The organism is Candidatus Poribacteria bacterium (assembly GCA_021295715.1).
Taxonomy (GTDB): domain Bacteria; phylum Poribacteria; class WGA-4E; order WGA-4E; family WGA-3G; genus WGA-3G.
In genome coordinates this window covers 28,111-43,265 of sequence record JAGWBV010000054.1, presented here as the reverse complement: position 1 = coordinate 43,265, position 15,155 = coordinate 28,111, and the positions used below count along the sequence as shown (strand labels likewise).

12 protein-coding genes are annotated in these 15,155 nt (G+C 48.3%); all 12 read right to left on the bottom strand.

The window, feature by feature from the left end:
- Nucleotides 1-225 precede the first annotated feature (225 nt).
- A complete protein-coding gene (locus J4G07_14215; protein ID MCE2415150.1) occupies nt 226-1,395 on the bottom strand; it encodes an aminotransferase class I/II-fold pyridoxal phosphate-dependent enzyme in 1,170 nt (389 codons plus the stop codon).
- A gap of 101 nt (nt 1,396-1,496) precedes the next feature.
- On the bottom strand, nt 1,497-2,240 hold the full coding sequence (locus J4G07_14210) for a phytanoyl-CoA dioxygenase family protein (GenBank protein MCE2415149.1): 744 nt from the start codon (nt 2,238-2,240) through the stop codon (nt 1,497-1,499).
- Between the two features lie 205 nt (nt 2,241-2,445).
- Complete coding sequence (locus tag J4G07_14205; protein ID MCE2415148.1) at nt 2,446-4,512, bottom strand: hypothetical protein; 2,067 nt, start codon at nt 4,510-4,512, stop codon at nt 2,446-2,448.
- An 85-nt stretch (nt 4,513-4,597) separates the two neighbouring features.
- Nucleotides 4,598-5,392, bottom strand: coding sequence for a 4-hydroxy-tetrahydrodipicolinate reductase (locus J4G07_14200; protein ID MCE2415147.1), 795 nt, complete (start codon nt 5,390-5,392; stop codon nt 4,598-4,600).
- A gap of 35 nt (nt 5,393-5,427) precedes the next feature.
- Nucleotides 5,428-6,231 carry a 4-hydroxy-tetrahydrodipicolinate reductase gene (locus tag J4G07_14195; protein MCE2415146.1) on the bottom strand — a complete coding sequence of 268 codons (804 nt, stop codon included), beginning with the start codon at nt 6,229-6,231 and terminating at the stop codon, nt 5,428-5,430.
- A gap of 372 nt (nt 6,232-6,603) precedes the next feature.
- The gene (locus J4G07_14190) at nt 6,604-7,572 is read right to left on the bottom strand and encodes a c-type cytochrome (protein ID MCE2415145.1); all 969 of its coding nucleotides are present in this window, start codon (nt 7,570-7,572) and stop codon (nt 6,604-6,606) included.
- Nucleotides 7,569-8,444 (bottom strand): transporter substrate-binding domain-containing protein, encoded by an 876-nt coding sequence (locus J4G07_14185; protein ID MCE2415144.1) that lies wholly within the window; start codon nt 8,442-8,444, stop codon nt 7,569-7,571. Before J4G07_14185 ends, J4G07_14190 begins: the two co-directional genes overlap by 4 nt.
- 104 nt (nt 8,445-8,548) lie before the next feature.
- Nucleotides 8,549-10,180, bottom strand: a complete 1,632-nt coding sequence (locus J4G07_14180) for a PQQ-dependent dehydrogenase, methanol/ethanol family (protein ID MCE2415143.1) — start codon at nt 10,178-10,180, stop codon at nt 8,549-8,551.
- A gap of 418 nt (nt 10,181-10,598) precedes the next feature.
- On the bottom strand, nt 10,599-11,498 hold the full coding sequence (gene lipA, locus J4G07_14175; GenBank protein ID MCE2415142.1) for a lipoyl synthase: 900 nt from the start codon (nt 11,496-11,498) through the stop codon (nt 10,599-10,601).
- A gap of 127 nt (nt 11,499-11,625) precedes the next feature.
- Complete coding sequence (gene selB, locus J4G07_14170; GenBank protein ID MCE2415141.1) at nt 11,626-13,566, bottom strand: selenocysteine-specific translation elongation factor; 1,941 nt, start codon at nt 13,564-13,566, stop codon at nt 11,626-11,628.
- A gap of 5 nt (nt 13,567-13,571) precedes the next feature.
- Nucleotides 13,572-14,342, bottom strand: coding sequence for a signal peptidase I (lepB, locus tag J4G07_14165; protein MCE2415140.1), 771 nt, complete (start codon nt 14,340-14,342; stop codon nt 13,572-13,574).
- A 30-nt stretch (nt 14,343-14,372) separates the two neighbouring features.
- Nucleotides 14,373-15,155: RRXRR domain-containing protein (locus J4G07_14160; protein MCE2415139.1), on the bottom strand; the 783-nt coding region annotated here is incomplete at its 5' end.

The window sequence follows — 15,155 nt, the reverse complement described above, 5'->3', positions numbered from 1 at the left end:
ATATACCGTTTTTCAAGACACTTTCTGTGTCAATAACGGCAGCGAAACCCAACTTCACACTTTTATCAAACTCACGTTTTTATAGTAAAATCGAAAAATATGTAGACAGTTGCTCAGCGAAACAACCCTCCGCACCGCTGGCGAGGATTGTCTCCTCGCCTCTTTAGAGTGTCTCATTAATTCTAAACTTTACTATAAACCCGCTCACCGAACCGCAAGGTATAATTAAAAACCGCGTATCCGAGAAATTGCTTCTGCAATCACTGCGTCTGGATATGTAAGCGAGATTCTGAAATAGCCTTCGCTCCACTGCCCATACCCGAGACCCGGTGTCACTACAACACCTGCTTCCTCGAGCAGTGCCGTTGCAAAGGCACGACTTGAACCGTTAAAACGCTCAGGGACGGGTGCCCAAACATACATTGTCGCTTTCGGTTTCTCGATCGTCCATCCACTGTCTGTGAGGGCATCTACCACCATATCGCGGCGTTTTTGATAAATGACGTTGATTGCTGGTGTAATCTCGTCCGCTATTGAAAGTGCCTTTGCACCGGCGAATTGAAGCGACCGGAGTGACCCGTTGTCGATGTTATCTTTCACTGCCCTGACTGCGCTAACAGCGGTTGGGTTGCCAACGACAAATCCCAATCGCCATCCTGTCATATTGAAAGCTTTGCTTAATGAGAAAAACTCAACAGCTACTTCAGCTGCACCTTCCACCTGCAATATGCTTGGTGAGCGATAACCGTCGTAGGTATTCTCGCTATAGGCGTTGTCATGCGCGATGAGAATGTTATTTTGTCTGCCAAATTCCACGGCGCGCTCGAAAAAATCAAGGTCGGCGGTGGCGGTTGTCGGATTGTTTGGATAGTTAATCCAGAGGACTTTGGCAAGGCGTTTCACTTCATCAGGAATAGCGTCGAAGTCGACATAAAAATCGTTTTCTCGCAGAAGCGGCGCATAGTAGGTTGTTGCGCTGGCGAAGACGTGTCCGATATTGTAGGTCGGATAGCCTGGACTCGCTGCTATACCAATATCACCCGGATTGAGTAGACCGAGTGCCATTTTGACAATTGCGTCTTTGCTACCGAGCGTTGTTACGACTTGATCATCAGATAATGTAACCCCGTAACGATGATGATAAAAGTCGAGAACCGCTTGTGGAAAGTCGTCAACCGGGTTATCACACCCGTAACGGTGCCGGTCGGAGTCTTCAGGGTCTTGAATCGCGCTGCACAAGGTTGCGACAACTGGATCAGGTGTTGGAAGATCCGGGTCGCCGATACCGAGGCTAATCACGTCAACGCCTCGTGCTTGTGCCGCCTGCATTTTTTGGCGCAAGTCTACAAAAAGATAGGGTGGAAGTTTTTCTAACCGTTCTGCGATCGTGATCAAAGTGTTCTCCTTTATAGTTACCAGTCATCAGTTTATCAAATTGTGGCAAATATGTATTTTTAGTGCCGCCACAAGAAGTGTTACTGAAAACTGTTAACTGTTTACTTGAGATGAAGGATTGACTGTTGGGCTTCATTGAGGTTTTCCATAACGTTTGGACTGAAGTGCAGCCCTTGACCACCCCAATCTGGCATGTAGCCAATGCTGTAGCAGTAATAGAGCGTCCGACGGGGTTTACCGGAAACATTGATGACGGATCCGTGTGTGAGTGCCTCCGTGAAAATGATTGCATCCCCTGCTTTCGCTGGAATCGGTGTCAGCACAGGGTTTTCATCGGGGTGACCACCCCAAGGTTTTGGGAAATTGCTCTTATGTGCGCCCGGTATAACGGCAAAACACCCGTCCTCCACATCGCAATCCAGCATCGGAAAGACCGCTTTCGTTAAGGTTGATACCATCTCTCCGTTTTTGCAATGATACTGGCATTTCGGGATAATCGGAGTTCCGTGCATGTGCAACCCTGTAAAACCGCCACCCCACCGGTAGATTGTGTAGGTATGGTTGAGCCGATACGGACCGCTCGTTACACCTTGGATGATGTCCAGTACCTCTGGAATGTCGATGAGTGGATTGAATACACTGTCCGCCTCCAAGATATTGGAGATGTAGAGTTCTTTCTCCGTTCGCTGTGTGCCGAGGCATAGCGGAGGTGGATAGTCGTCCGGTGGCATATTCTCGTACTGGTCTAACACAGTGTTACACGCCTCAACGACTGCTTGGGGGATAACATTCTTCAGGACGATAAAGCCTTGCAGGTCAAATAGATATTTTTGTTCGTCTGTCATGTTGCTTTTCCTTTGTTATCATCGTGAGTTGTCAGAAGAACAGTTTCAGTCATCAATTATCTGTTTTCAGTGAAGGGACACTCTGTAACAATCTTCTGAAACTTGGAATATTCCAACCTGAGGTGAATTGTTACCAGATACCTCTTGTGACTGACAACTGATAACTGATAACCATTTCCTCTGAAAGCCAATGACCGATAACTATTCACGGAACGGCTTCATATCTGAGAATTGTTCCGTTTTGGCCCACCACCCATCCACTACCTCTCCGACTTACGTGGATAGCCTTCAGATCCGTTCTGGTATCTGTGTGCTGAGGTCTCCAATGTTGTCCACCATCCTTTGTATGGAGGACAAGCCCCTCTTTTCCAACAATCCAGCCTTCTGTTTTTGATATAAAAAATACGTCGTCAAGGAAATTGCGGGTATGACTCTCTTGACGTTGCCAGGTCTTCCCACCATTCTCGGTATATAGGATCAACCCATCCATACCCAAACTGCGTAAATCTAATCCTACGACCCATCCTATCTCTGGGGTGACAAAGATGACGGCATCTAATAGAAAAGATGGGTATCGCTCGCTGAGAGCTGACAATTTCCAATTGGCACCGCCATCAACTGTAGAAAGCATAGTTCCGTTCAAACCGACTGTCCAACCGCGCCGTTTGGAGGTGAAATGGACGTCAAAGAGGTTCCAATTCGTTCCACTTTTTTGACGTTGCCATGTTTTTCCGCCATCATCTGTGTGGATGATTTCACCGCCGCTTCCGACACACCATCCATTTTTTTCGTCTGCGAAGAAGACACCAAGTAGGTCCTGCTGTGTCCCTGAAGTTTGACGTTGCCATACGCTGCCACCGTTTGTCGTATGCAGGACGACACCTGCTTCTGCAACCGCCCATCCTATTTGTGCGGACGCAAAATGGGTCGCCCCGAAACACTCAGTCGTCCGACTGTCTTGCGCACTCCATGCGACCCCGCCATTCTCGGTTCGTAGAATCGCACCCCGGTCACCGACAACGTATCCCTCATCCGGTGAGATAGCACATACACCTACCAGCAGATGACTCGGACTTGATTGTGATTCCCATGTTACGCCACCGTTGCGGGTATGAAGAATTGTGCCGTTTTCACCGACTGCCCAACCGATGTGCTTGGAGACGAAATCAACACCCAACAGGACAGCATCCGCGCTGTTATGAAAGCGGGGACCGCCGCGTTGATGTTTCCATTTTTCTTTTCCACCCGACGAGGTGTGGAGAATTACGCCTAAGTCACCAACAATCCAGCCGTTTTGGGCATCTACAAAGTCAATATCGTAAAGCGTAAAGGTATGTAATGGCTCATTGCCGAGATAATCCGGTTGACCGTAACTACTTTTATGGCGTTCGTTGGTGCCTCGAGTAACAAAATCCCATGTGTTGCCACCATCGGTTGTTACGAAGACGCTCCGCTTGTCCCCGACAACCCAACCCGTCTGTTTGTCTATGAAGTGAAGGTCGAACAGGGCGGCTTCTGTCTCAAATTGGACTTCCCAAGTTTCTCCGCCATCGGTTGTCCGATAAATGTAGCCAGCGTTTCCCGAATTTGATGAGGTCGGAGGGCTATAGGTAACGATCCATCCCTGATTTTCGTCTACGAAATGGACACCTTTCAATGACTGGTTTCCGCCGAACACCTGTCCATCTATCTGTGCGAACGTCTGTCCACTATCGATCGTTTTCAGCACTGTGCCCCAATCGCCGACAATCCAGCCCGTTCCATTGCCAATGAAAAGGTCATGCAGATTATTTTCTGTGCCGGTTGCAATGTGCTGCCATGTCTGTCCGCCATCGGTTGTCCGGATCAGAACGCCGCCTTCACCTATACACCAGCCTTCTAATGTTGAACGAAAATACAATTTTCGCAGAGGATTATCGAAAACGCCGCTGTGCTGTCGGTGCCAGGTTCCGCCACCGTCGTTTGTATGGATGATGAGGCTTTCCGCACCTTCTCCAAAATCGGCTCCAGGCGTCAAATCTACAGTGTTACCAACTGCCCAACCCCGATTTTCGGAAATGAAGTGGACATCGTAGAGGTGTGAACTCCAATCGCCTTCCATGACAGTTTTCCACTCGTACCGGACCTGTCTCTCGGACACTGTTTGGTCACAGCCAGCGATGAATAGCATGCTGATAAGCAGTAGAATAAAATAGTTGAGAGTTATCAGTCGTCGGTTTTGACCATCAACTCGCCTCTGTTCATAAGTGTTAAGGCACGAGTTAATGGTCAAAGTTATTTTTTCTCGTGGGCGCGTATTGTGTGCGTACTGCGAATATCTCGTTATCTGAAAACTGAAAACTGAAAACTGAAAACCATTAAAACAGGACTTCGCTGACATCGTGTAACCCTTTAGGCGCGTCAATTACCCATCTCGCTGCGCGGATCGCACCTTTTGCGAAAGCCTCTGGACTGTGTGCTCGATGGACGACGCTTAATTGCTCACCTTCGGTTGCGAATAGCACTGTGTGATCGCCCGCAATATCGCCACCTCGCACCGCATGAATGCCGATCTGCTGCTTGGGTCTCGCACCAACGATACCGCGCCTGCCATAGACACCCACTTCATCTAAATCTCGTTTAAGTGCCGTGGTGAGAGTTTCTGCTAAACGGAGTGCTGTGCCACTCGGTGAATCTGCTTTGTGATTGTGATGTGCCTCTATCATCTCAATATTATAATCATTTCCGAGGGCTTTGGCAATTAATTCCAATGCTTGGAGCATTACATTGACACCGAGGCTCATGTTTGGTGCCATTACACACCGAATCCGTGATGCGAAATTTTTGATGCTCGCGAGTTCGGCGGCGGTAAAACCGGTTGTTCCAAGCACCATGGCTTTATCTGCACCCACGACTCGTTGAAGGTAGTCCAAAGCTGCTTTCGGTTTTGAAAATTCGATGACAACATCTGAACGATGGAGCACGTCGTCAAGTTCGCCTGTGATGGCGACTCCAATGTTATCGATACCAGCGACAACACCCGCATCATTCCCGAGCTGTGGATGTGCCGGATATTGAACAGCCCCAACGAGTTGCATATCGGATTGTTGGGAAATGCCTCGTGTAAGGCACCGCCCCATGCGACCACAAACACCGGTGATAACGACACGAATCATTGGATATCCCTTGCGGTTAAAGGTCGTGTCTACTATTTCTGAAACAGGACTTCGCTGACATCGTGTAACCCTTTTGGCGCGTCGATGACCCATCTCGCTGCGCGGATCGCACCTTTGGCGAAAGCCTCTGGACTGTGTGCTCGATGGACGACACTTAATTGTTCGCCTTCGGTTGCGAACATCACTGTATGATCACCAGCAATGTCACCACCTCGCACTGCGTGGATGCCGATCTGCTTTTTCGGTCTTGCACCAACGATGCCGTGGCGACCATAGACACCCACTTCATCTAAATCACGCGCCAATGCTGTCGCAACCGTCTCTGCTAAACGGAGTGCCGTGCCGCTCGGTGAATCTGCTTTGTGGTTGTGATGTGCCTCTATCACCTCAATATCGTAATCATCTCCGAGGGCTTTGGCGATTAATTCCAGTGCTTGTATCATCACATTGACGCCGAGACTCATGTTCGGGGCCATAACGCAGCGAATCTGTGATGCGAGTTCATGAATAGCCGCAAGTTCATCGGGGTCATATCCAGTTGTTGCGATGATCATCGCTTTGTCGGCGTTGACGACCTGTTGAAGATGTTGCAGGGTTGCCTCGGGTTTCGAGAATTCGATGACGACATCCGCGTTTTCAAGCACATCTGCAAGGTCACCTGTAACGGCAACTCCTATTTCTCCGATACCGGCAACAACACCCGCATCACTCCCGATCTGTGGGTGTTCTCGGAATTCAATCGCTCCAACGATTTCCATATCGGATTGTTCGGAGACACCTCGGATAATGAGTCGTCCCATACGGCCACATGCCCCATTAATAATTACACGAATCATATTTTTAATGTTCCTTACGGTTAAATGACAGAATAGCAGTCAGAAAATCTATGTTCCCCCAGGCTCGGTAGGTGCGGTTTTGCGGCATACTCGCCCCGGTTCATGCCACACTGCATGAATACCGTTGATTCATGCGATCTGCATTCCTAACCGCACCGGATATCGGTAAAAACTACCCGATTAAGTTCTTAATCTTCATGAGGGATGCTATGTAAATGAAAAGCGGCAACTCGGGTTATTAATACTTTGGACAATTTCCCGTAACAATCAACAATCAGTGGCGCATTGTAGGTATTACAAACACTTGCAACCCCTACAAACGAATGACCGACTGTCGAGAGTGAGCGTAACGAACGCCCCGACTGCTGACGGCTATTTCAACGTAAACAGATACGCCAGAAGATCATGCATCTGCTTTACTGAAAGAATATCTGCGAAGTTTTCAGGCATGACACCTGCTTGTGGCACACTACTGCTCCGTATATCCTTTGTGAAGTAGGTTGTCCACAACTTCCCAGAATCGTCGAGTATCTGGATTGTTTCAGGGTCTAATCTGTCTCTGTGATCATACTGTTGACGCGTCCTACCTGTGATTTCCTTTCCATCCTTAGTGAAAATGGTAATCATTTCATATTCAGGCGCGATATACGCGCGCGGATCGAGGATGGACTCGACAATGAATTGCGGTGAGCGGGTGCGAGCGACATAAGTCATATCCGGGCCAATTTCGTTTCCAGTGCCGGTGGCACCTCTCCCGTGAACTGTGTGGCACTTACCGCAAGCATACCCTTCTGAGAAGAAAATGGTTTCTCCTGCTTTGACATCACCCTCCATATAGGGTGTCCAATCCTCAGTAGATTTTATCTCTTCCAAAGAGACCCCTGCCGCTTTCGCTTGTTCCGATCGGACGTAGTCGACAATCATGTTGATCGCCTCATCAGAAAGTTTGCCACCAAACTTTTGCATCTGTGTCCCTGGAAGTCCATTAAATACGGTTTGAAAGATACCGTCATCAGTCCATCCGTAGAGCCACTGCGCTTTAAAGAGATCCGGTGCTTTGCCACCGCGTGTTTGTGCGGCGTGACAATTCCAGCACATCAAACGGAAGTAGAACGCGCCATCAATTACGTCTTCTTCATAATTAATGTCTCTCGGTGCAGCGGGGGCAATATCTACCTCTAAGTCTTGGGCATTTACGGGCGCGAAAAAAAAGAGACTTATACCCAGAGAGACGAGGAAAATGCACCACTGTGGAGGCATGCCATCACGATGATCGTGATCGCGTGATCTCCGAGTTATTCGGACGGGAGAAGCTGTAACGCGGGTAGAATAACACATCATTTCTTTTCATCCTCCTGAAATGGAGCAAAGTAAGGCAAATAATACTTTTCACAGAGGTCCCTGAGTTTTTCTTCACTCCATTTCTGTTCGATAATTGTGTTAACAACCTCTTGAAGTTCACGTGTTTCTCGGGTCGGTGTATCTTTGCTAAAAGCAATAGCGATATTCCAACGGAGACGCGCTTCAGGAATGTATTCTTTGACAATCTCTAATTCAGGGTAAGCCGTATCTGTCTGTTCTGGCTGCTGAATTCGGGAACCCTTTTCAATCAGCCATCCAATATTTGACCAGACATATCCGTAAGCGATTTGCCCTTTCTTGAGAGCGTCCAACACCGCAATTTGTGAACGATAAACGCGACGATTATATCCCATCTGTTGAAGGACATCGCTTGCGATTGAACCTGCTTCTGTTCCAATCGTTTCTAACTTAATGTCCTCCAGTGTTTTCGGGGACGCTGGGTTACTTTTCTGTTTTACCAATACGTAGCCGGTACCAAAGAAGGGGTTAGAGAAATCAACGTTTTTTCCCAATTGAATTGCTTCACTCATGGCGCGCTCCTCAATGGGCACTCCGATTACACAGTCGCAATGTCCACGTAACATGTCAGCGAGTAGACTGTCACGGAGGGTGTTAAGCCAGTGGAGTTCCAACTTAACACCGAGTTCCTCTGCCAGTAAGTGTGCGATCTCAACATATAATCCAGGAACTTCCGGATCCGCATTGGAGTAGGGCAGATTTCGGACATCCATACAGACTGTTAGGACTCCCTTTGCCCGAATCTCTTCCAAAGCACTGTTGGCGTTGGCATTGGGTAGCATTAAAATGGAGAATATGGAAAGGGCTATCCACAAAGTGGTAAAGTATTTCACGTGGCAACCTCCTTTTTTACCTGTCAGTAGTTCGTGTCGTGATTGCTGACAATTACAATGCCACTACGTTCTCTGGCTGAAAGCCGATAGCCGATGGCTGATGGCTACTCATCAAAGAGCGCGAACACAAAAAGAGTTCCGCCTTGACGAGCATTAACTTCAGCATACTTCACAGCGCCTGACGCTATCGCAACGTATTGGACACCGTCGAGTTGATAGGTAATTGCGGGCGCGAGAACCCCGGAGCCGGTCTGGAAATCCCAAAGCACTTCACCGGTTTCTGCTGACAGTGCCATAAATCTTCCTTCTAAATCGCCAGCAAAAACGAGACCTCCCGCTGTCGTGAGGCACCCGCCCCATTGGGGGAAGTTCGTTTTGTGTCGCCATTTAATCTCACCCGTAGAAACATCGATCGCGCTGATATGTCCCCACATCATCATATCACCGTCTTCGTCTTTCTCCGCTGTCATACCGCTTCCCACGTAGGGCAATCCTTTTATGTAGAAAACGCGCCCTTGGTGATAGGAACCACAGAGTTCCAACGAAGGGACATAGAGGTAATTTGTGAGTGGATTGTAGGCTGAAGGGGGCCAGTTTTTTCCGCCTTCAACACCCGGACAGACGCGGATCGTGCCTTCTTCTGAGGTAGACACCCCGGGTAGGACAGTAGGACGACCATTTTCATCGAGTCCCCCGGTCCAGTTCTGTTCGCAGTATGTGCTTGCATATAGAAATTTCCCGTTAGTCCGATCAAGCACATAAAAATAACCGTTCCGATTCGCTTGCATTAACGCTTTAACCGGTGCGCCATTTATCTCCATATCGATGAGAACCGGTTCACTCACGCCGTCCCAATCCCACAGGTCGTGCGGTGTCGCTTGGAAGTACCAATTGAGTTTCCCGGTATCCGCATCCAACGCAACGATACAGTCGGTGTAGAGGTTGTCGCCTCTCCGGACAGCACCGTTCCAGTCTGGCGCGGGATTGCCCGTTCCCCAGTAGACGAGATTCAATTCAGGATCATACGAGCCTGTGACCCAGGCGGATCCGCCACCTGTCATCCATGAATCGCCTTCCCACGTGTCGCCGCCGGGTTCGTCTTTGGAAGGAACGGTGTAAAATCTCCATGCCTGTTCACCTGTCTCAGCGTAATACGCATCGATGTAGCCTCGGATGCCGTATTCAGCACCTGATATGCCGACAATCACTTTGTCTTTGACGACTAAAGGCGCGACAGTGAGGGATTCAGCATTCGTCAGATCACCGACAACTCTGTCCCATAGGACCCTGCCGGTTTTTGCATCGAGGGCAAGAAGATGAGCATCAAGCGTTACCCAAAAAATCTTATCACCCAAGATAGCAGCACCACGGTTCACCATACCGCAACAGATCGCTAAATCGTCGGGGAGTTCATAATCATACCGCCATATTTCCTTACCCGTTCTTGCGTCCACAGCGTAGATAGTGCTGTAGGGGGTCGTAATGATCATCACACCATTGACGACAAGTGGGGTACATTCAAACTTATCGAACGGTGTTCCAATTTGAAACGCCCACTTCGGTACGAGTTTTTTGACGTTTTCAGTGTTAACTTGTGTGAGTTGACTATATCTCCAACTTCTGTAATCACGTCCATACATCAGCCAGCTCTCAGGATCGTCTTGTGATGAGAGTAACATCTCGTTCGTGACGGGTTGGATATCCGGTGTAGTGCCAGCTGTGATTGTACTTGGCATCGTAACAAGTGCTAAACTTACTAAAAAAATAAATAAACTTACGTGCTTTATCTGTAAACAGTAGCTTGCCGCTCCAGAAAAAATGTGCCTTTTCATATTCCCGCTCCTTGTTCTGATAGTGAAACAATCCCAATTTCTTACTGCTTTAGAAACCGTGTCGTGAAGGAAACGCGAGACATTTCGCATTTTTGCAAAAATAGATACTTTAGATATTAGTTTATCAAAAATCAGATTTTATGTAAAGCATGGAAAATTCTGGCGATGTGTGAATCGCGCAATTGGAGGTAGGATGGGCATTATAGTGAATCCCAAAAATAAATGGACATTCGCCCCTCCCCTGGTAGGTGCGGTTTCCCAACCGCACCGGTGTGGAAGGTCCAATTAATTCTAAACTTTACTATAAATGCTATGACTGCAGTTAGTTTTGTTCTAACCTTGCTTGTTCACCGGCATGGTAGGAGCTTCGCACTAATGGACCCGACTCTACATGTCGAAATCCCATTTCGATGCCTGCTTCTTTGATTTCTTCAAATTCTTCGGGGGTATAATAGCGTTGGATTGGCAAATGGCGTGAGGAAGGGGAAAGGTATTGACCGACAGTGAGAATATCACAGTCGGTATTGCGGAGGTCTTCCATTGTCTCTAAGAGTTCTGTCACGGTTTCACCTAAGCCGACCATAAGTCCTGATTTTGTGAGCATCTGTGCATCCAGATGCTTGCTGGTCCGGAGAAGGTTCAGTGTTTGTTGGTAATTCGCATACGGGCGGACGCGGCGATAGAGACGTGGAACTGTTTCTGTATTATGATTGAGCACTTCAGGTTGTGCTTCCACGATGACGGCAAGTGCATCCCAATTTCCTTCGAGATCCGGGATGAGGACTTCCACGGTGCATCCGGGACGGTGTTTCCGGGCTTCGGCGATGCATTTGGCGAAAATACTCGCGCCACCGTCAGTGAGATCGTCTCGGTTGACTGAGGTGATAACGACGTGTTCGAGTTTTAAGTGACCGACGGCTTCACCGAGCCTGAGCGGTTCATCGGCATCAACGATCCCTCCAGGCGCACCTTTTTTCACAGCGCAGAACATGCAGCGACGCGTACAAACATCACCGAGTATCATAAAGGTGGCGGTCCGACTGTTCCAGCACTCACCGATATTCGGACATCGTGCCTCTTCGCAGACCGTGTGAAGTTGCAGATCCCGCATTAATTGCTTGAGTTCGGCGTAGTTACCACCACTCGGCATCCGTGCTTTAATCCAGGATGGGTGCCGTCTTTGGGATGTTTTTTGCTCAACTAATGGAAGCGTCCTTAGCATCTTCTATTCCAGTTGCGAACCCACCTATCCACTTGCATGGACAAGCCGGTTTTGAAGACCGGTAGGGCCACCGGACCCTATCCTCCCCCATAATTGGTAGTGCTGTGCAGATATTAAACCGATATGTTTATGTTTCTCTCTGCCGCGGGTGTAACCTTCGGATATTACCGTCTCGAATCGTGAGATTCTGACTGTCGCAGTATTCTAAGAAAGGGACTGCATACTTTCGAGAAGTGTGTGCGGTTTCTCGGAATTCCGCAACGGTTATTGTATCATTTTTACGAAGGTAAGTGGTTAATAATTCCTGTATCTCCTCAAGAACGGTTTTGTGAATAAAGAAGGTGTCGGCTATTTTGACAAACTGCCCTAAATTCAGAAGCGCGAAAAACGTGGATTCCAGCAACTGTGATGTATAGTCTGGCAGGTGCGTGCTGAGTTCGTTGAAAGTAGGTGTGTTCATGCCTGCTTCCAAGAATAATTGCTCAAGCCTTTCTTTTGCGGTTTCTTCCTCTTGGGAAAATTGGATTTCGTGAATTGCCAACCGGAGGAGATTGCCCTCTTTGGCGAGTTGACCATCGGCGATGAGCCGATTTTCGAGTTTCTCAAAACCGATTTCGTCCAATTTAAGTTCTCTGCGCAGTTGCGAAGCATTTTGACCGGCAAGGAGTGGTTCTGCCGAGTGGAACGCTGCTAACGCTTCTATTATTTTCGCTTTGGTGTTTGCTGTCCGCGCCGCATCCGAAACAAGCGGCGACCTACCCGATTTATCCCAACGCACAATTTTTTTGTCTGCTTCCAAGTCGGTCAAGATCGCATTCACGTTCATCTGTGACTGTGGTAGATAGTAGTGAAGGGCAGGCTCTGGCACGCAAAGGGTCTCGCTGTTTTCTAATACGGTGTTCACGATCTCTGCATCATCGGCTTCTTCCCATTGCGCTAAAGTGGTGACGGTTTCGAGTGTGAACCGCTTATGCTTTGGAGCAAATGGGTTAAGAACTTCACCACCACCGACTGTATATTGTGCTGAAAAATCGCGTAAAATAATTCTGTCGCCTCTGAACGTTAGGATAGGGTCTTCTAAGCGGAGTTGAACCTGTACCGTATCCCCCGGTAGGATGGCGTCGTCAACGAGCAGAATGAGTCTGCAAAATATTTCGCGGGTGCCAAGATACGCGCGAAGACGCGTCCAATGTTCAAGTATCCTTGGGAATGAGGACAGAACTTGCATTGACACGTCAATATTGTCAGTCACTTGTGAAAAATCAATTGGACAGAGCACATCGCCGCGTTGGAGGTCTTGTGCGGAGATACCCGAAAGGTTCAATGCTGTTCGCTGCCCAGCTTGTGCTACGGCTGCCGTTTCATTATGGACCTGTATCCCTCGGACCCGCACCGTATGTCCCTGCGGAAGGATTACCATCCGCTGGTCTCGATGAATCGATCCACCAATGAGCGTGCCTGTTACAACAACACCAAAACCTTGCACAGTGAAAACCCTGTCAACGTATAACCTCGGAATGCCATCTTTCTCTTCGTTTTCCGTCGCGAGGGTTACCTGTTTGATGATCGTCTCTTTTAGTGTTTCAATGCCTGCACCGGTGAGTGCGGAAACACTAACAGTTGGAATGCCTTCAAGACTTGTCCCGATGAGCATCTCCTGCGTCATTTCAGTTGCTTCCGCCAACTCATCAGCCGTTGCCAGGTCCGATTTTGTCATGACAAGAATGCCGTTTGAGATTCCGAGTAGATCCAAGATTGCCAGGTGTTCGAGAGTCTGTTCCTGAACGCCTTCTTTTGCATCAACGACAAACAGGACTATATCCATACCGTAAGCACCGGAGAGCATGCTTCGGATGAATTTTTCATGACCCGGAACATCAACAATACCTGCTCGTGAGTTATCTGGGAGATCGAAGTAAGCGAACCCTAACTCAATAGACAAACCGCGTTCTCGCTCTTCCTTAAGCCGATCTGTCTCCATACCAGTAAGTGCCCCTACGAGCGCGGTTTTTCCGTGATCAACGTGTCCCGCTGTTCCAATGATGAGGTGTCGTCTGTCTTGATGCATCTGTTTTAAGGATAGGCATGGATGAGTTTGCCGATTCGATTGAAACGGACGTTACCTACTATTTTCCACACTTCCCACAATTTCGCTGGACGAGCATTGAAGGACCAGTACACCATAAATGCTTGTCCCTTGATGTCTTTTACGTCCACAGGTCCCCAAGAACGGCTATCACTGCTCTGATCCCGGTTATCACCCATTCCAAACACCATCCCTTTCGGTATACTGAACGGTTTACCATCAGGGAACTTACGCTTGAATTGGCTTGTCGTTAGGGCAAAATCAGAAAAAGCATCGCTCTCTGGGAGATACTCTGGTTGACGGAACGGCGGAAAATTACCTCTTCTAAAGTGGCTGAAGGTCATGTATTTCGTGTAGTGTCCATCCTCGATTGCTTCGCCATTTACATAAAGCGTGTCGCCACGTGTTTCAATCGTATCGCCTTCAACGGCTACGATGCGTTTGATGAAATTTCGTTCCCGATCGTGCGGTGGGATGAAAACGAAAACATCTCCACGGGTAGGCTTGTGGAAATCAAAAACTTTGATGTCCGTCCCGGGGATTTTAATGCCGTAAATAAATTTGCATACCAAAATCCGGTCCCCGATAAGAAGTGTGTCTTCCATTGAACCGGAAGGGATTTTGAATGCCTCGACAACAAACGGGCGTATGAATCCGAAAACGAGAATGAGGGCTACGACAATGACCTGGGTATATTCCCATATAATCGTCTTCCGAAATTTTTGCCATTTGGACAATTGAATATCGTTGTTATTCATCTCTTATCTTCGGTGTGGAAACCCCTGAATTCATTCAGGGGAGGAAACACCGATCCTGTAGTAAAAGTTAAGACGTGTGAGCACTCTGAAGTCAGAGCGTTTCGCGCTTGTTGTGAGTCGTTTGTTTTCCATGCTGTATATTGAAAACAAACCCTTTGCGTTAACACCAGCGAGTCGGGCGAATCCGTATTTGACATGCCGAATGAGTGTGTTTTTGACCAATCCTTTCCCTAATATCGCTGCCTGTTGCCTATGCAACTCTCTGCGTTTTATCGGTATCGGTGAGATACACAGAAGCGTCGTGTTATCGGGTATCTCCAAACCGCCTACGGTATGATGTGCCAGACACCAAGAATCTACGCAATGCGCATCAAAGGTTTCTGAGAGTTTCTTTGAAGACTTTTTGAGTCCAAGTTGGTCTCGTATCTCTTTGGTTTCCCACCCTTGAAGTGTGAGGAGTTCCCAACGCTTTTCGATTTCGCTATAGAACCACTGTTTACCGACTTCCAAAGGACTCAAGGATTGATTCCACTTCTTCGCACGTTGTATCGTCCGTGCCTTAATATCTTCAACGCAGACGTGTGTGAGTGGATAGAGTTTAGAAAGCCACTCAAGAACCCTTAACTGCCAATCCCACCTCGCACGTGTGCCTGCCGGGATGCGGGCTTTGTTCGCAAGACGGTTGGTTCTATTCTTGCGATTCGGACACTTTCGGGAACGCCTACTTCTACGCGACTCTCGACGCTTCGCTACTTTCTTACCGACCTTGCTGTGAGCATCGGCTTGCACATTGAGATAAGTGTGTGCCGCACT

What these genes read in the sequence shown, in the direction of transcription:
- J4G07_14210 (MCE2415149.1), bottom strand. Translation starts at nt 2,240, where the DNA reads ATGACAGACGAACAAAAATATCTATTTGACCTGCAAGGCTTTATCGTC.
- J4G07_14195 (MCE2415146.1), bottom strand. Translation starts at nt 6,231, where the DNA reads ATGATTCGTGTAATTATTAATGGGGCATGTGGCCGTATGGGACGACTC.
- J4G07_14190 (MCE2415145.1), bottom strand. Translation starts at nt 7,572, where the DNA reads ATGATGTGTTATTCTACCCGCGTTACAGCTTCTCCCGTCCGAATAACT.
- J4G07_14180 (MCE2415143.1), bottom strand. Translation starts at nt 10,180, where the DNA reads ATGCCAAGTACAATCACAGCTGGCACTACACCGGATATCCAACCCGTC.
- lipA (MCE2415142.1), bottom strand. Translation starts at nt 11,498, where the DNA reads ATGCTAAGGACGCTTCCATTAGTTGAGCAAAAAACATCCCAAAGACGG.
- selB (MCE2415141.1), bottom strand. Translation starts at nt 13,566, where the DNA reads ATGCATCAAGACAGACGACACCTCATCATTGGAACAGCGGGACACGTT.
- lepB (MCE2415140.1), bottom strand. Translation starts at nt 14,342, where the DNA reads ATGAATAACAACGATATTCAATTGTCCAAATGGCAAAAATTTCGGAAG.